Annotated in this window: 17 protein-coding genes; 10 read left to right on the top strand and 7 right to left on the bottom strand. The window is 66.2% G+C overall.

All coding sequences use genetic code 11. The features are described from left to right. The first annotated feature begins 33 nt into the window (after positions 1–33). Positions 34–1158 carry an ROK family glucokinase gene (locus ACZ9CK_RS06605; RefSeq protein ID WP_426302976.1) on the top strand — a complete coding sequence of 375 codons (1125 nt, stop codon included), beginning with the start codon at positions 34–36 and terminating at the stop codon, positions 1156–1158. Between the two features lie 20 nt (positions 1159–1178). On the opposite strand, the gene ACZ9CK_RS06610 is transcribed toward ACZ9CK_RS06605, so the two are convergent. The 3 genes from ACZ9CK_RS06610 to ACZ9CK_RS06620 are packed head-to-tail and all read right to left on the bottom strand — an operon-like array spanning position 1179 to position 3282. Then, positions 1179–1688, bottom strand: a complete 510-nt coding sequence (locus tag ACZ9CK_RS06610; protein ID WP_426302977.1) for a hypothetical protein — start codon at positions 1686–1688, stop codon at positions 1179–1181. Continuing rightward, the gene (locus ACZ9CK_RS06615) at positions 1685–2497 is read right to left on the bottom strand and encodes an alpha/beta hydrolase (RefSeq protein ID WP_426302978.1); all 813 of its coding nucleotides are present in this window, start codon (positions 2495–2497) and stop codon (positions 1685–1687) included. Before ACZ9CK_RS06615 ends, ACZ9CK_RS06610 begins: the two co-directional genes overlap by 4 nt. Further along, entirely contained in the window at positions 2494–3282 is a 789-nt protein-coding gene (locus tag ACZ9CK_RS06620; protein WP_426302979.1) for an alpha/beta hydrolase, read from the bottom strand. The genes ACZ9CK_RS06615 and ACZ9CK_RS06620 overlap by 4 nt, the downstream gene beginning before the upstream one ends. A 109-nt stretch (positions 3283–3391) precedes the next feature. Here ACZ9CK_RS06620 and ACZ9CK_RS06625 point away from each other — a divergent pair, with 109 nt between their 5' ends. Together ACZ9CK_RS06625 and ACZ9CK_RS06630 are read left to right on the top strand one after the other, a co-directional pair. Beyond that, a complete protein-coding gene (locus ACZ9CK_RS06625; protein ID WP_426302980.1) occupies positions 3392–4105 on the top strand; it encodes a lysophospholipid acyltransferase family protein in 714 nt (237 codons plus the stop codon). A gap of 95 nt (positions 4106–4200) precedes the next feature. Beyond that, positions 4201–5571: a class II 3-deoxy-7-phosphoheptulonate synthase gene (locus ACZ9CK_RS06630; protein ID WP_426303428.1), complete on the top strand. Its 1371-nt coding sequence runs from the start codon at positions 4201–4203 to the stop codon at positions 5569–5571. 72 nt (positions 5572–5643) lie between these two features. On the opposite strand, the gene pknB is transcribed toward ACZ9CK_RS06630, so the two are convergent. Continuing rightward, complete coding sequence (pknB, locus tag ACZ9CK_RS06635; protein ID WP_476049567.1) at positions 5644–7746, bottom strand: Stk1 family PASTA domain-containing Ser/Thr kinase; 2103 nt, start codon at positions 7744–7746, stop codon at positions 5644–5646. 80 nt (positions 7747–7826) lie between these two features. Further along, the gene (locus tag ACZ9CK_RS06640) at positions 7827–9143 is read right to left on the bottom strand and encodes a lytic transglycosylase (protein WP_476049568.1); all 1317 of its coding nucleotides are present in this window, start codon (positions 9141–9143) and stop codon (positions 7827–7829) included. A gap of 227 nt (positions 9144–9370) precedes the next feature. Between ACZ9CK_RS06640 and ACZ9CK_RS06645 the strand changes: the two genes are divergently transcribed. Next, complete coding sequence (locus tag ACZ9CK_RS06645) at positions 9371–9724, top strand: Rv2175c family DNA-binding protein (protein ID WP_115787285.1); 354 nt, start codon at positions 9371–9373, stop codon at positions 9722–9724. Between the two features lie 103 nt (positions 9725–9827). Here ACZ9CK_RS06645 and ACZ9CK_RS06650 read toward each other — a convergent pair whose 3' ends face one another. Then, complete coding sequence (locus ACZ9CK_RS06650) at positions 9828–10919, bottom strand: polyprenyl synthetase family protein (protein ID WP_476049569.1); 1092 nt, start codon at positions 10917–10919, stop codon at positions 9828–9830. Then, on the bottom strand, positions 10916–11443 hold the full coding sequence (locus tag ACZ9CK_RS06655) for a hypothetical protein (RefSeq protein WP_476049570.1): 528 nt from the start codon (positions 11441–11443) through the stop codon (positions 10916–10918). Before ACZ9CK_RS06655 ends, ACZ9CK_RS06650 begins: the two co-directional genes overlap by 4 nt. A 164-nt stretch (positions 11444–11607) precedes the next feature. Here ACZ9CK_RS06655 and dinB point away from each other — a divergent pair, with 164 nt between their 5' ends. The 6 genes from dinB to ACZ9CK_RS06685 all read left to right on the top strand — a co-directional run bounded on the left by dinB (position 11608) and on the right by ACZ9CK_RS06685 (position 17872). Continuing rightward, entirely contained in the window at positions 11608–12825 is a 1218-nt protein-coding gene (gene dinB / locus ACZ9CK_RS06660; protein WP_476050870.1) for a DNA polymerase IV, read from the top strand. Positions 12826–13060: 235 nt separating this feature from the next. Then, positions 13061–13423: a DUF3040 domain-containing protein gene (locus ACZ9CK_RS06665; RefSeq protein WP_426302986.1), complete on the top strand. Its 363-nt coding sequence runs from the start codon at positions 13061–13063 to the stop codon at positions 13421–13423. A 330-nt stretch (positions 13424–13753) separates the two neighbouring features. Then, positions 13754–14185: a division/cell wall cluster transcriptional repressor MraZ gene (mraZ, locus tag ACZ9CK_RS06670; RefSeq protein WP_426302987.1), complete on the top strand. Its 432-nt coding sequence runs from the start codon at positions 13754–13756 to the stop codon at positions 14183–14185. A 176-nt stretch (positions 14186–14361) separates the two neighbouring features. After that, a complete protein-coding gene (gene rsmH, locus ACZ9CK_RS06675; protein WP_426302988.1) occupies positions 14362–15360 on the top strand; it encodes a 16S rRNA (cytosine(1402)-N(4))-methyltransferase RsmH in 999 nt (332 codons plus the stop codon). Continuing rightward, on the top strand, positions 15357–16031 hold the full coding sequence (gene ftsL / locus ACZ9CK_RS06680; RefSeq protein ID WP_476049571.1) for a cell division protein FtsL: 675 nt from the start codon (positions 15357–15359) through the stop codon (positions 16029–16031). Before rsmH ends, ftsL begins: the two co-directional genes overlap by 4 nt. A 44-nt stretch (positions 16032–16075) precedes the next feature. Continuing rightward, positions 16076–17872, top strand: a complete 1797-nt coding sequence (locus ACZ9CK_RS06685; RefSeq protein ID WP_426302990.1) for a peptidoglycan D,D-transpeptidase FtsI family protein — start codon at positions 16076–16078, stop codon at positions 17870–17872.

The raw sequence follows: 17872 nt of genomic DNA on the forward strand, positions 1-17872 counted from the left end.
CCGGGTGCCCCGGCCCGGGAATAGGATGGCGGGATGCTGAGAACCACACCGCCGGCCGGCGCCACGGCACGCAAGGCACCCTGGCCCGCCTCCGCTGCAGCCCGCCGTCGCGGTCCGCTGCGGCAGGGTGCCGTCCACTGGGCCCCCGGGGCGGAGGGCAAGGTTGCCGCGTCCGCCGGACACTCCCGGCTGGGCCGGCGTGGCCTGGCGATCGGAATCGACATCGGCGGCACCAAGGTGGCCGCCGGCGTCGTCGACGCCGAGGGACGGATCCTGGAGGAGCGGCGCCGGGCGACGCCGGGCAGCGATCCGCGCGCCGTGGAGAGCGTCATCGTGGAACTTGTCCAGGAACTCGGCGAGCATCACCGGATTGCCTCCCTGGGCATCGGTGCGGCCGGTTGGATGGATCTCGACGGCGGCACTGTGCTGTTCAGCCCGCACCTCGCCTGGCGCAATGAACCGTTGCGGGACAACCTGCAGAAGCTCCTGCGCCGGCCCGTCCTCCTGACCAATGACGCCGACGCCGCAGCCTGGGCGGAATGGCGCTTCGGTGCCGGGCGCGGTGAGAGCCGCCTGGTGTGCATCACGCTGGGCACGGGCATCGGGGGCGCCATGGTGATGGACGGACGGCTGGAAAGGGGGCGCTTCGGGGTTGCGGGGGAGTTCGGCCACCAGGTGGCCGTTCCCGGCGGGCACCGCTGTGAATGCGGCAACCGGGGCTGCTGGGAACAATACGCGTCGGGAAACGCCCTGGGCCGGGAAGCCCGGGAACTTGCGCGCCGGAAATCCCCGCTGGCCTACGAACTGCTGAAGGCCAGCGGCGGGGTGGTCGACGACATCACCGGGCTGACCGTTTCCCAGCTGGCGAAGTCCGGTGATCCGGCGTCCAAGGAACTGTTGGAGGAAGTAGGGCAATGGCTGGGCCTGGGCCTGGCCAACCTCGCGGCCGCGCTCGACCCGGGGACCTTTGTGATCGGTGGTGGCCTGTGCGACGCCGGCGAACTGTTGGTGGGTCCGGCGCGGCAGGCGTTCGCGAGGAACCTCACCGGCCGCGGATTCCGCCCGCCGGCAGCGATCAAGCTTGCCGAACTCGGCCCCCGGGCGGGGATGATCGGCGCGGCCGACCTGTCGCGGGTCAGCGGCAGGCTGCAGGGCTAGGCAGCCGAAACGACGGCGCCCTAGACGCGGGCGCCGTCGTCGTAGTCGTCCTTCTCGCGGGGGAGCCGCATGATGAGGTAGACCACGGAAGCAAGGAACGCCACTACCATCCCGAGGATCGCCGGCAGGGGTGCCGAACGCCAGAACATCGCAGTGAACAGCAGCGCCAGGGGGCCGCCCACGGCGCCCACCCAGGCCAGCATGGTCAGGGGCTCGGTGCCGGCCAGGCTAGGCGGTTCCTCCGGGACGAAGCCCCCGTCGTCATCGACCGCCTCGTAGTCGCGCGGCCCGCTGCCGGGCAAGGCGTCGCCGGGATCCGTCGCGTCCGAAAGGGCGCGGGAGAGCCCCAGTGGGTCGTAGTCGCTGAAGCTGCCGGTTCGGGGACTCCGGTCCGCCGCGCCCGGAACGTCGTCATGAGTGTCCAGATCTTCGTCCGGCATGGCTTCGAGCCTGGCCACGAGGTCGAGCCAAACGGCGTCGTCGTCCTTGTTTGCGCTCTGGTCCGCGGAATCGGGCCCCGGCCTGTTCATGGGTGGCGTCCTTCGGGTCCGGAGTCTTCCAGCGCGGGGCCGGTGTCCTCCGTGGTCAGTTCGGCAACGGTCTTCCGGATGAACTCCGCGGAGGCCTGGAAGATTCCCGGGGCGTCGTTGTCGAGTGTGGCCACGTGGTAGCTGTTCTCCAGGACGGTCAGTTCCACGGGTGCCGTGACGAGGCGCCGCAGTTGCCGGATGCTGGCGTCGGAGACCACATGGTCGACGGAGGAGCGGAACACCCGCACGGGTGCGGAAATCCGGGGGAGCAGCGCCATGGTGTCCTTGTACATCTTCTTCAGCTCGTGCGCCGCGGCCACGGGGGTGCGGGGGTAGGCACCCTCGTCCATGCCGGGTTTGCGGATGTCGTTGGCGATGGCCGGCGTGGTCTTGAGGACATGCTTGAGGATGCCCACCACGGCGGCGCGGGGGTCGTCAATCACCAGGCCCGGATTGATCACGATCGTTCCGGCGACCGGCCGGGTGGCCCCGATCCGCAGTGCCAGTGCGCCGCCCATGGAGAGTCCCGCGGCGAATACGTAGTCGCATTCGGCCTGAAGTTCAAGGTAGGCGGCATCCACGGCGTTGTGCCACTCCTGCCAGTGCCGGGTGGCCATGTCCTGCCAGCTGGTGCCGTGGCCGGGAAGCAGCGGCAGCCGGACGGCGAAGCCTTCCTCGGCGAGGTACCGCGCCCAGGGACGCATGCTGTGCGGGCTGCCCGTGAATCCGTGGCTCATCACCACCCCGACGCTGGGACCGGAGCCGGTGAAGCTGCTCGTGAACGGCGAGAAATCGGGGAGATTGTTCATGATGGCTCCGAGGCTACTCTGTCTGTGGCGTGCTGCAGGAAAAAGGCGGCGGATTCTTCGAGGATCAGCGGCGCGTCGAGGTCCAGCGTCGCCACGTGCCCGCTGTGCGGCAGGGGCACGACGCGCAGGTCCTTGCTCCCGATGCGTTTGCTGATCATCGCCAGGGAACTCGGTGGCACTACGGCGTCCTGCGCGGATTTGAACACCAGCGCCGGTGCCGTGATGGATGGAAGCGAGCGGGAGGTGGAGCGGAACAGCTTCTTGAGTTCGTGGACCGCCGCCAGCGGCGTGCGGGAGTAGTCGCCGTCGTCGGTGGGGGCCGAAGTCGGGTTTTCTTCCTCGATCGGTGCCGTGGTGCGCATGACGTGCTTGAGGGCGCCGATGTACCGGACGCGCCGGTCGTAGAAGCTCAGTCCGGGATTCACGACGGCGACCCCCGCCACCGGGTGCCGGGCTGCGGCGCGCAGGGCCACGGCACCGCCCATGGACAGCCCCGCCACGAAGCAGCGGGAGGTCCGGCCGGCCAGCTCCAGGTAGCTTTCCTCGAACGTCCCGTACCAGTCCCTCCACGACGTCCTGGCCAGGTCCCGCCAGTGCGTTCCGTGCCCGGGCAGGAGCGGGACGGTGACGGCGAAGCCGTGGGCGGCGAGGTGTTCGGCCCACGGCATGATGCTGAGCGGGCTGCCGGTGAATCCATGGCAGAGGGCGATTCCGGTGCGCGCGTTCTCCCCGTGGCCGGCATACCGGAAGGGCCGGGGGCTGTCCGGGACGCTGCTTTCCGTCATGTGTCCATCGTGTCACTGTTCCGGATAATTCACACAGGAGTAGGGTGGCAATTGAGCGCCGAGCGGACGCGTCCGGCCATATTCATATGCCGCCCGGGGAGGAACCACGGTGTTCTATTGGGTCATGAAGCGGATCTTTATCGGTCCCATCCTCAAACTGCTGTTCCGCCCATGGATCAAGGGGCTGGACAACATTCCGGCTGAAGGCGCAGCCATCCTCGCTTCGAACCATCTGTCGTTTTCTGACTCGATTTTCCTGCCGTTGATGGTGCGCCGCCCGGTGATCTTCCTGGCCAAGTCCGAGTACTTCACCGGCACCGGCCTCAAGGGAAGGCTCACCGCTTTGTTCTTCCGGCTCACCAAGCAGCTGCCCATGGACCGTTCGGGCGGAGCGGCCTCCGAGGCATCCCTGCAGGCCGGAAAGGACGTGCTGCAGGGCGGCGGACTGCTGGGCATCTACCCGGAAGGCACCCGCAGCCCCGACGCCCGCCTGTACCGGGGCAAGGCCGGGGTGGCGAAGTTGGCGCTGCAGACCCGCGTTCCCGTGATTCCCGTGGCGATGATCGGGACCGAAAAGGTGCAGCCCATCGGCAAACGGATACCGAACATCCGGCGCATCGGCATGATCATCGGACAACCCCTGGACTTCAGCGGGCACTACGGCAGCGAAGAAGACCGGACCGTCCAGCGCACAGTCACGGACCGGATCATGTACGAGATCATGCGGCTCTCCGGACAGGAGTACGTGGACGAATACGCGGCCGACGTGAAAGCCCGGCTTGGCGGCCATGACGACGGCGGCGGAGCCGGCGGAAAAGTGTGACGCCGCCGCCCGTGAGGGTTACGGCTGCCGTGTCCCCAAAGCGGGCGGCCTCCCACTAGTCTTGTAGGGTGACTGAGCTTATTCCCGCACCCTCCATGACCGGCCCCATGACGAGCACGGCGCAAAGCGGCGCCGCTGACTATCCGGGCCTGGATGACTGGCGCCAGCTGCCCATCTCGCAGCAGCCCACCTGGTCGGACAGGGAGGTCTTCGACGCCTCCGTCAAGGAGCTCTCGGTACTGCCTCCGCTGGTGTTCGCCGGCGAAGTCGACGTCCTGCGCGAACGCCTTGCCGCTGCCGCCCAGGGCCGTGCCTTCCTGCTCCAGGGCGGCGACTGTGCCGAAACCTTCGAGGGTGCCACCGCAGACAAGATCAGCGCCCGCGTCAGGACCATCCTGCAGATGGCCGTGGTGCTGACGTACGGCGCCGCGATGCCCGTCATCAAGATGGGCCGCATGGCCGGCCAGTTCGCAAAGCCGCGCTCCTCCAACGATGAAACCCGCGACGGCGTCACCCTCCCGGCGTACCGCGGAGACATCGTCAACGGCTACGACTTCACCCCGGAATCCCGCGCGCACGACGCCGGCCGCATGCTGAAGGCGTACCACACCTCGGCGTCCACCCTGAACCTGATCCGTGCCTTCACGCAGGGCGGTTTCGCCGACCTGCGCCTGGTGCACCAGTGGAACAAGGGCTTCACCGAGAACCCGGCCCACGCCCGCTACGAATCGCTGGCCCGGGACATCGACCGTGCCATCCGCTTCATGGACTCCTGTGGCGCCGACTTCGAAGCCCTCAAGCGCGTCGAATTCTTCGCCAGCCACGAGGCCCTGCTGCTGGACTACGAGCGCGCGCTCACCCGCATCGACTCCCGCACCGGCCTGCCGTACGACACCTCCAGCCACTTCCTCTGGATCGGCGAGCGTACCCGCGAACTCGATCACGCCCACGTGGACTTCCTGTCCCGCGTTCGCAACCCGATCGGTGTGAAGCTCGGCCCGGGCACCACCGGCGACGACGCGCTGCGCCTCATCGACAAGCTGGACCCGAACCGCGAACCCGGCCGCCTGACGTTCATCACCCGCATGGGTGCGAAGAACATCCGCGAGAAGCTGCCAGCCGTCGTCGAACGCGTTACCGCTTCCGGCGCGCAGGTACTGTGGGTCACCGACCCCATGCACGGCAACACGGTCACCTCGCAGAACGGCTACAAGACGCGCCGCTTCGACGACGTGATCGACGAAGTCCGTGGCTTCTTCGAGGTGCACCAGGCGCTGGGCACGGTGCCGGGCGGCTTGCACATGGAGATGACCGGCGACGACGTCGCCGAGTGCCTCGGCGGATCGGACCCGATCGACGAGGACGCCTTCGCCGACCGCTACGAGTCCGTCTGCGACCCGCGGCTGAACCACATGCAGTCCCTCGAAATGGCATTCCTGGTCGCCGGGGCTCTCGCCAAGCACTAGCGCGAACGTACACGTGAGGCCCCAAACCCGCCGGGTTTGGGGCCTCAGCTGTTCGCTCGCGGAACCCGGGGGCTAGACCACGCGGAGGGTAACGGTGGACCCTTCCGGGGCCATGGTGTCGACGGGGTCCTGCTCCCGGACGGTCCCGAAAAAGCCGCCGTAGAGGTTCTCGATCTCCACCTCGAAGCCGAGTTTCTTCAGCTCCCTTTCGGCCTGTTTGGCCTGCTTGCCGACGAAATTGGGGACCTCGATGAGCCGGGGCCCCTTGGACAGGGTCAGGATCACAGTGCCGCCGCGGTTCAGTGTGCCGTCCGACGGCGACTGGCGGATCACCGAGCCGGCGGGGGCTTTCTTGTCGAAGACCTCCTCGGCGGCGATCTTCGCCTTCAGTCCGGCATCGTTGATCGCCTTCACGGCCGAGGCCTGGTCCATGCCGCGGACATCCGGAACCGGGAGCGGTTGCGGGCCCTTGGATACCACCAGGGACACGGCGGTTCCGTGGCGCACGGGCGTGTCCTTGGCCGGCGCCTGCGACAGGATGGTCCCGGCGGGTGCCTGTTCGTCATACTTTTCCGAGACCTGGCCCAGTGTCATCTCGGCGCCGGCCAGTGCATCCTTGGCCTGCGCCAGGTTCAATCCGCCCAGGCCCACCAGCGGAAACAGTTGCGGTCCCTTGGACACGAACAGCGTGACCTGCTGGAACTTGCGGATCTCAGTCCCTGCCGCGGGGTCGGTGCCCACGGTGTAGCCGGACTTCACTTCGTCGTCGAAGACGTCCTGGGCGTTGGACTGGAAGCCTGCGGTGCGCAAAAGCTGCTGGGCTTCCTGTGCGGGCTTGTTCTTGAGCGGAGGAATGGTTCCCGGAGAACCGGGGCCCATGCCGAAGAACCAGCCGGCGGTTCCGGCCAGGATGGCCAGGAGCAGTATGAACAGGGTCCAGACGACGGCGCGGCGCCGGGGATTGCCCTCCCGAAGTCTGCGGGACGGGGTGGCGGCCGCCCGGGCGCGGTCCTTTTCGGCCTGGCGCGCTGCCCGCTTCTCTTGACGCGGCGAAAGCGCCGGCGGTGCGTCGTCCTGCCCGGCACCGCCGGGGAGCGCGCCGGCCGGCGGCAGAACCGCCGTCGGGAAGGCCGCGGCGGAAAGGCCCGCCGCCTGCGGCAAGACGGAGGTGGCATGCTGGGCTGACGAGATGATTTCGGTCTGAGCCGCATTGTCTTCGTGCAGGCCGGTGCGCTCCAGGAGTTCGGTGTGGGCGTCGGACGGCGCCACGGGCGGATGCTCCGACCGTGCCGCGGCCTCGAGGGCCGCAGGCGGCATGAAGTCCAGCTGTTCATTGCTGAGCGTTGTACGGATGTGCCGCAGCTCGGAAAGGAGGGCGCCGCCGTCGACGGGGCGTTGCTCGGGGTCCTTCGCGGTGCACCACTGGACGAGTTCATCGAGGTCCGATGCCAGGCCCGGTGCGGCGGCCGAGGGCGCCGGCAGCTCGGTATTGACGTGCTGGTAGGCCACCTGGATGGGAACTTCGCCGGAATACGGCTGGGTTCCGGTGAGCATTTCGTAGAGCATGACGCCGGCCGAGTAGATGTCGCTGCGCGCGTCGGCCGCCTGGCCCAGCACGAGCTCTGGGGCCAGATAGGCGACGGTCCCGATCAGCGATCCCGTGCTGGTGGCCGCGGTGACCGCACGGGCCAGGCCGAAGTCGCCCACCTTGATACGGCCGTCGTCGGCGATCAACACGTTTTCCGGTTTCACATCACGGTGGATGAGGCCGGCGGCGTGGGCGGCAGCGAGGCCTTCGATGACCGGGTCGATCAGGGCCAGTGCCAGGCGCGGGGAGAGGGCGCCTTTTTCCTGGAGGACGTCACGGAGCGTGTGGCCCTTGATGTACTCCATGACAAGGTACGCCGTGTGGCCGTCCTGGCCTTGGTCGAGCACGCCCACCACATGGGGGTGGGACAGGCTGGCCGCCGCACGGGCCTCGCGGCGCAGGCGCTCCAGGAAACTGGCGTCGTTCGCCAGATGCGGGTGGAGGACTTTCAGCGCGACATCGCGGTCCAGCCGCTCGTCGGTGGCCAGGTACACGGTGGACATTCCGCCGCCGGCGAGGCGGGCGCGCACGAGGTAGCGGCTATCCACGAGGGAGCCGAGAAAGTGGTCCGAGACTTGTTCCTGCACCCTACGATCCTAAGTGAGCAAAGACAACGGGCCCGAATCGTCCATCCGATCCGGGCCCGTGGCGTGGGTTGCCAGGCGTCCTAGAACTGCTTCATCAGCGCCTTGACCGAGGCCACATACTGCTTGGTGTCCGCGTACATGCCGTGCTTGCTGACGGAGTACTGGCCCTGGTAGTAACCGGCGATCGCCAGGTCAAGGGTCTTGCTGGTGCTGACCAGCGCACGGATGATCGCCACACCGGCGGTTGCGTTGTCGTAAGGGTCGAGGAGGTTGAGCTTGCGGCCCACCAGCTCGGACGCCCATTCGCCCGAGGACGGAATGACCTGCATGGTGCCGATGGCGTTGGCGGGGGAGACAGCGCGCTGGTTGAAGCCGGACTCCTGGTAGGCGAAGGCCATCGCCAGCGAAGGGTTGACGCCCATGCGCCGTGCGGTGTCCGCCACGATGTTCTTCATCTGCTCGCGGGTGGGAACTGGAGAAGCCTCCAGGATCGCCTTGTTCTTGTTCGCGGAACTGACAACGGCGGCCGGGTACGTGTAGCCGAGGAAGGAACTCGGGACCAGTGGCTTGGAACTCGACGCCGGCTGGAGCGTGGAAGCGCCGGGAATGGCCAGTTTCTGCCCGGGGTAGATGATGGTGCTGGCCTTGAGCCGGTTGGCCGAAAGCAGCTCGGACAGCGAGACCTTGTGCCGGTAGGCGATCCCGCCGAGGGTGTCGCCAGCCTTGATGGTGTACGAGCCCGGGGCCGACTGCGCCGGGGCGGCCGGACGCGGGGCGGCGGGCGTTGCGGCAGCGGCAGCACCGATCTTGATCTTCTGGCCGGGGTAGATGATGGAGGCGCCGTTCAGTCCGTTCCAGGCGAACACCTTTGACAGGCCGACGCCGTGGCGTTCGGCGATGCCGCTCAGGGTGTCGCCCGGCTTCACCGTGTACGTTCCAGTGGGGGCAGCGGCCGGCGCAGCGGGGCGTGATACCGGTGCCGCGGACGAAGCGCTGAGCTTGACGCGCTGGCCGGGATAGATGATCGACGTGGGGGAAAGCCGGTTGAGCTTCAGCACGGAGCCGGTGTTCAGCCCGTGGCGCGCGGCGATGCCGCTGATGGTGTCGCCCGGCTTCACCGTGTAGCTGGCGGGAACCGCGCCCTGGGCCCGCAGGGCCGCAGGAAGGGCCGCGGGAACGGACGCCGCCGGGATGACGGCACTGGAAGCCTGTGCGGCCTGCGCTTTGATGGCTGCGGCGAGCGTGGCGGGAATGCGCTGCGGCTGGGACGCGGATGCGGCGGCAGTCGCCGGCTGCGCCAAGGCCAGCGATGAGAGCACGACGGCGGGCAACGCTGCTGTGGTGGCCGCAAGCATGGGCATGCTTGTTGTCTTCTTGGACGAGCGTGGGGTCGTCATAGGAAATCCTCATCTCAGCTGCGGCCTTCGCGGAACGCTGCTGCCAGTGATACCAGTGTTACTAATGTGCAAAAAGATGCAATTGTGATCAAAGTGAATCTCTCACATATTCGGGACAGGCACAAGAAAACAGCTGTTCATTGGCACATTCAGGCTGCGGCAGGCAACAGAAAACGGGACGGTCTCCGGCTAGGCGAAGCGGGCCGGGGCGTGGCAACCTTATTTCCGTGAGTACTGTAGAAAGCCTCGTTTCCGAATGGCTGCCGCTGCCCGATGTTGCCGAAATCCTGGATGTTCCCATTACGAAGGTCCATGGACTCCTGGATGAGCGCGCATTGGTGGCGCTGCGGGTGGGCGAGCGGAAGATCCGAAGCGTCCCCGCCCTTTTCATCCAGGACGGCCATGTGCTGGACAGCCTGAAGGGCACCGTCGCGGTGCTCGGCGATGCCGGCTACACCGATGAGGAGCTCATTGTCTGGCTTTTCACCCCGGACGAGTCCCTGCGCGGCCGCCCTGTGGACGCCCTGCGCGAAGGCCGTAAAACCGAGATCAGGCGCCGCGCCCAGTCCCTGGCCTGGTAGCCCCCTAAACAGAGGACGACGGCGGCAGGTAACCTGCCGCCGTCGTCCTTCTGTTTAACGGTCCTTGCGTTGATTGTCCTCGCCCGCAGTTCGCCGCGACGGTTCAGGCGGCCCGGCTCACTGCGGCTTCGGCGAGGCCGCGGAGCGCGGACATCGGAAGCTCCGCAAGGGGAAGCCGTTCGAGGGCCTCGAAGGCCTGGCCGCTCAGTTCGTCGATCATGGCCTCGGTGGCGGCAAGTGCGCCGCAATCGACCATGATCTGCCGGATCTTCCCGACTTCGTCCTCGGCCAGGTCCTGCCGGCCGAGTGTGGCATCAAGGTAGGCGGAAATCGCCGGCTCGCTTTGGTTGATCGCGAAACCGACCAGGACAGTCCGCTTGCCCTCGCGCAGGTCATCGCCGGCAGGTTTGCCGGTGGTTTCGGGATCGCCGAAGACGCCCAGGACGTCATCACGCAATTGGAAGGCTTCACCCAGGGGAAGCGCGAATGCCGAATAGCCGGCGAGCAGGGCCTCGTCCGCGCCGGCCAGCGCACCGCCAAGGCCCAGCGGGTGCTCGGTGGAGTACTTCGCCGACTTGAAGCGGATGATGGAGGTGGCCCTTTTCACTGCGCCTGCACGGTCACGCACGGGTCCGGCCACTTCTTCAAGGATGTCCAGGTACTGCCCGGCCATGACTTCGGCCCGCATCAGGTTGAAGATGTGCCGCGCGGGAGTTCCCGACGCCGCGCGCGGACCGATGCCGGTGAAGGCCTCTTCGCTGAAGGACAGGCACAGGTCGCCGGTCAGAATTGCCGCAGCGTGGCCGAAACGTTCCTCGTCCAGGGCCCAGCCTTCGGCCTGGTGGAGCTGGCTGAAACGCCGGTGCACGCTGGGACCGCCGCGGCGGGTGTCCGAGCGGTCGATGATGTCGTCGTGGATCAGCGCGGCGGCCTGGAACAGTTCCAGGGCACAGCCGGCATTGACGATGTCCGGGTGCGCCGCGTCACCGCCGGCCCCCCGCCATCCCCAGTAGGCCATGAGGGCCCGAAGTCGTTTCCCGCCGGTCACCAGCTTCGAGATCGAATCCATGAGCGGGGCGACGTCCGGGGAGATGCCCGCCATGACGGTTTCCTGCCCGGCCAGGAAGCTGTTGAGTCCAGCTGCGACGTCCGTGATGAAACGGCCCTGTTCGGCTGCGAGTTGTGCTGCCGTCACTTCAGCCACCCTGCCGCAACGTTGGCGCCGACGGTGAAAGTGGAAACGCCGGCCTCCTCGACTACCGAGATGTTGGCGGTCTCGCCGTTGGCCCGGATGAAGTCCTTGGACTTGGTGCCGCCAACATTGTCCCCGGGAACGGCCTTGAAGCCCTGCGCGGAAAGTGCCGGGGTGTAGAAACCGAAGACCGCCGACGCCGGAGCGGTGATGGTGCCCACCAGCGCTGCCGAGACAGGGGAGGAGTTCTTGTCGACGCTGCTGGACTTGATGCTCGCCTTGGGCATGAGCGGGATCAGCTTTTGCGGGAAGCCCGGCGCGAGTGACGCGACGGCGGCCGCCGCTCCCGGAACCGGGGAAGCCGATTCGGGGGCAGGAGAAGACGCCGGCACCGACTGCGCTTGGCTTGCCGGGGAGGACGAAGCGGAACCTGAAGTCGAAGGGGCGCCGCACGCGGTAGCGGCCAGGGCAACGCCGGCAGCGCAAGCAGCCATCGCTATGCGTTGGTGCTTTCGATAGAACTTCACAGGGTATTCCTCCTGGGGGAGACGGTGCCGGATGCTCCTACAGTTTAGCGTTCGGGCACTTGCCGGATTTCGCCGCGCAGTCGGCGCCCTCGGACCCGTCTTGCTGCCGGGCATAGGATTTTCCCGTGAGAACAGACGGAGGTTTAGGTGGCGCCGTCGGGCCTATTGACCCGGCAACGCTGAAGGAGCTCCGGCGCACCAGCATCCTGCATGTCGATATGGATGCGTTTTTCGTTTCCGTCGAATTGCGCTCGCGCCCGGAGCTGCGGGGCAAGCCGGTGATCGTCGGCTTCCCTTCCGAACGCTCGGTGGTGCTGTCTGCGTCCTATGAGGCGCGCGGCGTCGGTGTGAAATCCGCCATGCCCATGGCCGTCGCCATGCGCTTGTGTCCTACAGCGGTCATCCTCGAGCCCCGCCATCACCTCTATTACGAAGTGTCGGCGGAACTGATGCGGATCTTCGAATCGATCACCGATCTGGTGGAGCCGCTCAGCGTCGACGAGGCATTCCTTGATGTAGGGGGAGCCATCCGGCGGCTCGGACCGCCCATCGGGATCGCCAAACTGATCAGGCGCAGGGTGTCCGAAGAACTTGGCATCACCGCCTCGGTCGGGATCGCCGCCAACAAGTTCGTGGCGAAGATCGCCTCAACACGCTGCAAGCCGGACGGGCTGCTGTTGATCGAAGCGGACCGCACAGTGGAATACCTACACAGCCTGCCGGTGAAGGCGCTGTGGGGCGTAGGCGCCAAGACCGCCGAAGTGTTGGCCAGGCTCGGAATCCGCACCGTTGCAGACGTCGCCGCGACACCGCCTGCGGCCCTCCGGAAGATCCTCGGGGCATCGGGGGAACATGTCCATAGGCTGTCCATGGGACTTGATCCCCGCCCGGTGACCCCTGTCCGGCTGGAGAAGAGCATTGGAGCGGAAGAGACCTTCGCCGTCGACACTTTCGATGACGAGCTTCTCCACAGGGAGCTCCTGCGGCTCTCGCATCGCACGGCCACAAGACTGCGGGCCAGCGGGATGCTGGCGCGGACGGTTGCACTGAAGCTTCGCTATGCGGACTTCTCCACGGTCACCCGGAGCAAGACGGTCAATGCTCCGGTGGACAGCGCCCAGATCGTGTACCAAGTGGCCTCTCAGCTGCTCGCCTCGTTGGGCGCCCGCCCCATGAGCGTCCGCCTCATCGGGGTAAGGCTGGAACAGCTTGAGTCCGCCGATGGTGCCGCGCTGCAGCTGAGCCTGGACAGGCGGGACGACAACTGGCGTTCGGCGGAGCAGGCGCTTGACCAAGTGAGCCGGAAATTCGGCGGAAAAACGGTGCTTCCGGCCAGGCTGCTTAAGCCGGGCTCCGAAAAAGGGCCGGACGGGTCGCGGTAGCGCGGGAAAGCCCGTTCTGCACGCTTGGAGCGTCTTTCAGAACTGTGCGCGACAAACTATCCTAGAAATACACAGAATTAGATCGTCTGGACAAAGTGCCTCATCGCGTCTGGTTCCATGGACAGGGACTGGGAACCCTTTTTCAGGCCGGTCCGTTTAGGGAAACAGAGGCGGTGGGTGCCGCCTATCTGGACCCTGGCCGGTTACGAGCCTGGCCGATTACAAGGAGGTCGCGATGCCCCTCTCGGAGCACGAACAGAGGCTTCTCGAGCAACTTGAGAAGCAACTGCATGAGGACGATCCGAAGTTCGCCAATTCAATGGGGTCGGATCCCATCCGTGCCTGGTCTACCCGGCACATCATTATGGGAGTCCTTGGCACCATCGCCGGTGTTCTGCTCTTGTTGGTTGGTGTCTCACTCCAGAACATCTTCCTGGGTGTCCTAGGGTTCATCGTCATGGGCGCCGGCGTCTATTTCGCCACGCTCCGCAGGATCTCCGGCGGCAAACTCAAGTCGCGCAAGTCCGGCAAGCCGAAGAGCTCCTTCATGAACAACCTCGAAGAGCGATGGGACGAACGGCGCCGCGGCGACGACTAGTTGAGCGCGGCGGACGGCTCCCCGGAATCCTCCACTTCGCACCATTGGCCGTGTATCGGAAGAAAAAAGACCCGCTTGACGGGTCTTTTTCCATTTAAGCGCTCCTTCCGGCGCCGCGCATTGCCGCTGCCCGCCACTGGCGCACACATTCCTCCACTTCCCACCACGCCCTTATTTCCCGGCTTTCTGCGGCAAGATCCGCGGCGGGTGGAGCCGAAACGCCCGCGAGTGCGTTGACTGTGGAGGCTTGTGGAGTAAAGTGGAGGACGTAAGAGGGTAGTGGCGGAGTGGGGCAGATACGGCACCTTTTCACAGACAGGCGGTGGGCCAGTGTTTCTGGGCACGCATTCGCCGCGTCTTGATGAGAAGGGACGGATCATCCTCCCCGCCAAGTTCCGCGAGGAACTGGCAGACGGTCTGGTCCTCACCAGGGGGCAGGAGCGCTGCATCTACGTCTTCAGTCAGCGGGAATTCGAACGTATCCACGAGTCCATGCGGGAGGCCCCCATCTCCTCCAAGCAGGCTCGTGACTACATCCGGGTTTTCCTGTCGGGAGCCTCTGACGAGGTACCTGACAAGCAGGGGCGGGTGACGATTCCGCCGGCGCTCCGGGCCTACGCAGGACTCGACCGGGAACTGGCGGTCATCGGCGCCGGCACCCGGGCCGAGATCTGGGATGCCCAGGCTTGGGACGAGTACCTCACCGAGAAGGAAGCCGCCTTCTCGGAAACCGACGACGACAACCTTCCCGGATTCATCTAGACGGATTCATCTAGGCGACGGGCAGGACCCGCTTCTTGGACGGGATCTCCAGCCGCCCATTGCTTCGCCAACCTGGCTCACCTTCCCCGGAGCCAGGCGGACGCAGTGATAGGCGCGGATGGGGATCCGGCCCAAGAAGCATTTAAGAGCCAGTGAACGAAACCCGAGGAGGCCGTATGGACGGGCAGGACACGCCGAAGCCGACCTCTGAGCGCCATGTGCCGGTCCTGAAAGACCGGTGCATCAATCTGCTGGCACCCGGATTCGAAGCCGCCCGCAGCCGCGGGGAGACCCCGGTGGTCATCGACGCGACCCTCGGCATGGGTGGCCACTCCGAAGCCATGCTCCAGCGTTTCCCTGACCTGCATCTGGTGGGGATCGACCGCGATGAGGAAGCCCTGGCACTCGCCGGGGAGCGGCTCAAGCCTTTCGAGAAGCGGACCGACCTCGTCCACGCCGTCTACGACGAGATCGAAGAGGTCCTCGAGGACCTTGGCATCTCCGAAGTGCATGGGATCCTCATGGACCTCGGCGTCTCCTCCCTGCAGCTGGACGAACGCGAACGCGGCTTCGCGTACTCCTACGACGCTCCCTTGGACATGCGGATGGACACCAGCCGCGGCCAGACCGCTGCCGACGTGGTCAACAACTACTCCGAAGAGGAACTCGTCCGGATCATCCGGAAGTGGGGTGAGGAGAAGTTCGCCGGCCGGATCGCCAACCGCATCGTCACGGCCCGCGCGGAGAAGCCCTTCGCCACCACCGGGGAACTCGTCGAACAGATCCGCAGCGTGGTGCCGGCAGCGGCCGCCAAGTCGGGCGGCCATCCGGCGAAGCGCACCTTCCAGGCGCTGCGCATCGAGGTCAACGAGGAACTCGATGTCCTGGAACGGGCCATTCCCGCCGCCGTCGATTCCATTGCCCTCGGCGGGCGGGTGGTGGTGATGTCCTACCACTCGCTCGAGGACAAGATCGTCAAGTCGGTTTTCCAGAAGCGGTCCAAGTCCTCGGCGCCGCTGGGCTTCCCCGTGGAACTTGAGGAACACAAACCCGAACTGAAAACACTGACCAAGGGCACCGAGGTGCCCACCGCGGAAGAAATCGCCGAAAACCCCCGGGCTGCCTCGGCCCGGCTGCGGGCCGTCGAACGAATCAAAGCAAGGAGAAACGCATGAGCACCGCTGCTGCCAAGGCAACGCCGTCCACCGTGGGCAACACGGCGCGCTCCCTGCCGCTGCGTTCGCCCGACACCGGCCGCAAAGTCCGGACGCCGCTCTCCGTGGTGCACAGCACCCCCGGCAAGCGCCGGGTGCCCTTCTTCGTCTTCTGCTTCGGCGTGTTGGCGGCGGCGTTGCTCACCGTCCTCGTGCTCAACATCTCGGTGTCCACGGCGCAGTACAACCTGGTCCAGCTGAAGGCCCAGGACGCTACTTTGACCAAGCAAAACCAGGAACTGACACAGCAACGCCAAGCGTTCGAGGCTCCCCAGAATCTGGCCGCGAAGGCTGCACAATTGGGAATGGTTGCTTCCACTGCCAAGGGCCAGATCAACCTGGAGACGCTTGCGATCACGGGCACCGCGACGCCGGCACTCAAGGGGCTCAGCCAGGGCGCCGTTATCGCGCCCCCAGCGATCACCGGCCAGCTTGATGTAGTCCCCCCGGCCAGCACCAAGGAACCATTGGAGAGCCACGCCCCGTCCGCCGCCGACGCGAAAGCTGAGGCAAAGAATGCAAAGGCCGACGCCAAGGCAAAGCCGGAGAAGAAGGCCGAGCCGACGGCTCCGGCCGTGAACCTCAACGGGGGTTCGGTGCCGGCTCCCCAGCAGAAGGTGCCCGGGCAGTAAGCCTCCAGCCGAACCGACAGCAAGGCAAGCAGCAAGGAACCGACGTGGCGCAGAACTCCGGGAAATCGAAAACGAAGAAGGCGTCAACGGCCAAGCGGCGGCTGCGGGTGGGCCTTGGCCTGATGCTCACCCTGCTGCTGGTGGTGGGCGGCAAACTCTTCCTCGTTCAGGGACTGGACGTGGGCGGCATGGCCGAAGCCGGCATCAACAAGCGGCTGACACCTGTCGAGCTCCCGGCCGAGCGCGGCCAGATCCTTGACGCCAACGGCACGGTGCTCGCCAGCAGCGTGATCCGCTACGACATCGTCGCGGACCAGAGGGTCAACACCAACACTCCCGAATTCGGGCGCTACAACAGCGCCACCGCAGAGGCGGAGACTGTCAGCCGTGAGCAGGGCATCAAGGACCTTGCCTCAGCGCTCGGAACCGACCCGGCGGCCCTGACCACTGCCCTGACGGGGGACAAGCCCTACGTCGTGCTCGCCCGGGAAGTGAAACCCGATCTTGAGGACGCCATCTCGAAGCTGTCCATTCCGGGGGTGGTCTCCAAGGCCATCTCCAAGCGCGTCTACCCGAACGGCAGCGTGGCCGGGGGCGTCATCGGCTTCCTCCAGGACGGCACCACCGGCCAGGCAGGCATCGAGCAGACCCAGGACGAAGCACTGCGTGGGACCCCAGGCAAGCGCGTCTTCGAGATCGGCGCCGACGGCCTCCGCATTCCGGTCGCCACTGACGAACTGACCCCCGCCGTCGACGGCAAGGACGTGAAACTGACGCTCAACACGGACCTGCAATACTTTGCGCAGCAGGCCATCCAGAGCCAGGTCAACAACCTCAGCGCACAGTGGGGATCGATCGTGGTGATGGACGTCAAGACCGGCAACATCATCGTCATGGCCGATACCAACGCCCCTGACCCGAACAACCCCGGCGGGGTTGCCCCCGAGGACCGGGGCGTGCGATCGGTGACCGCGGCCTACGAGCCCGGTTCGGTGGAGAAGATGATCACCGCCTCAGCAGCGATCGAAGAAGGCAAGGCCAGCCCGCTGGACACCTTCACGATTCCGCCGGCCTATACGATCGACGGTGAGACCTTCACCGATGCCTTCGACCACGGCACCGAAAAGCGGACGCTCGCAGGCATCCTGGGCTGGTCCATGAACACCGGCACGGTGATGGTCGGCAGTCGGCTGAGCAAGCAGCAGCGCTACGACTGGCTGAAGAAGTTCGGCATCGGAGAGGCCCCCGACATCGGACTGCCTTCGGAGGCCAAGGGCATTCTTGCCAAACCGGATCAGTGGGACAACCGCCAGCAGTACACGGTGTTGTTCGGCCAGGGTGTTTCGCAGTCCACACTGCAGACAGTCCGGGCCTACCAGAGCGTCGCCAACGACGGCGTCATGCTCCAGCCCCGCCTGATCGACAGCTACATCACCCCGGACGGAAAAGAAGAGAAGGTCCCTGCCAAGGAATCCCGGCGGATCGTCAGCAAGGAGACGGCGAAGAAGGTCCGCGACATCCTTGAGAGCAACGTCACTGAAGGCCAGATCAAGGAGGCCGCCGTTGACGGTTACCGGGTAGGCGCCAAGACCGGCACCTCCCAGGCCCCGCGCGAGGACGGGCTTCCCGGCTTCGACGGCTACACGGCCTCGATGGTGGCCATGGCCCCGATGGACAACCCGCGGTTCATCGTCGAAGTAGTGGTGCAGCGCCCGAAGGGCAACATCTACGGCATCACCAACGGGCCGGTCCTGCGCTCGGTCCTGGGCCAGGTGCTGCGCACCTACAACGTTCCGCCATCCACGGGAACCCCGGCCCGGTTCCCCCAGTTCGCCAAGTAA

Source organism: Arthrobacter sp. TE26545, assembly GCF_056279005.1.

Excerpts from the sequence above, each read along its gene's own strand:
- ACZ9CK_RS06610 (WP_426302977.1), bottom strand. The coding sequence starts at position 1,688 with ATGAACAGGCCGGGGCCCGATTCCGCGGACCAGAGCGCAAACAAGGAC.
- ACZ9CK_RS06665 (WP_426302986.1), top strand. The coding sequence starts at position 13,061 with ATGCCCCTCTCGGAGCACGAACAGAGGCTTCTCGAGCAACTTGAGAAG.
- rsmH (WP_426302988.1), top strand. The coding sequence starts at position 14,362 with ATGGACGGGCAGGACACGCCGAAGCCGACCTCTGAGCGCCATGTGCCG.
- ACZ9CK_RS06630 (WP_426303428.1), top strand. The coding sequence starts at position 4,201 with ATGACCGGCCCCATGACGAGCACGGCGCAAAGCGGCGCCGCTGACTAT.
- ACZ9CK_RS06640 (WP_476049568.1), bottom strand. The coding sequence starts at position 9,143 with ATGACGACCCCACGCTCGTCCAAGAAGACAACAAGCATGCCCATGCTT.
- ACZ9CK_RS06605 (WP_426302976.1), top strand. The coding sequence starts at position 34 with ATGCTGAGAACCACACCGCCGGCCGGCGCCACGGCACGCAAGGCACCC.
- ACZ9CK_RS06615 (WP_426302978.1), bottom strand. The coding sequence starts at position 2,497 with ATGAACAATCTCCCCGATTTCTCGCCGTTCACGAGCAGCTTCACCGGC.
- ACZ9CK_RS06620 (WP_426302979.1), bottom strand. The coding sequence starts at position 3,282 with ATGACGGAAAGCAGCGTCCCGGACAGCCCCCGGCCCTTCCGGTATGCC.
- ftsL (WP_476049571.1), top strand. The coding sequence starts at position 15,357 with ATGAGCACCGCTGCTGCCAAGGCAACGCCGTCCACCGTGGGCAACACG.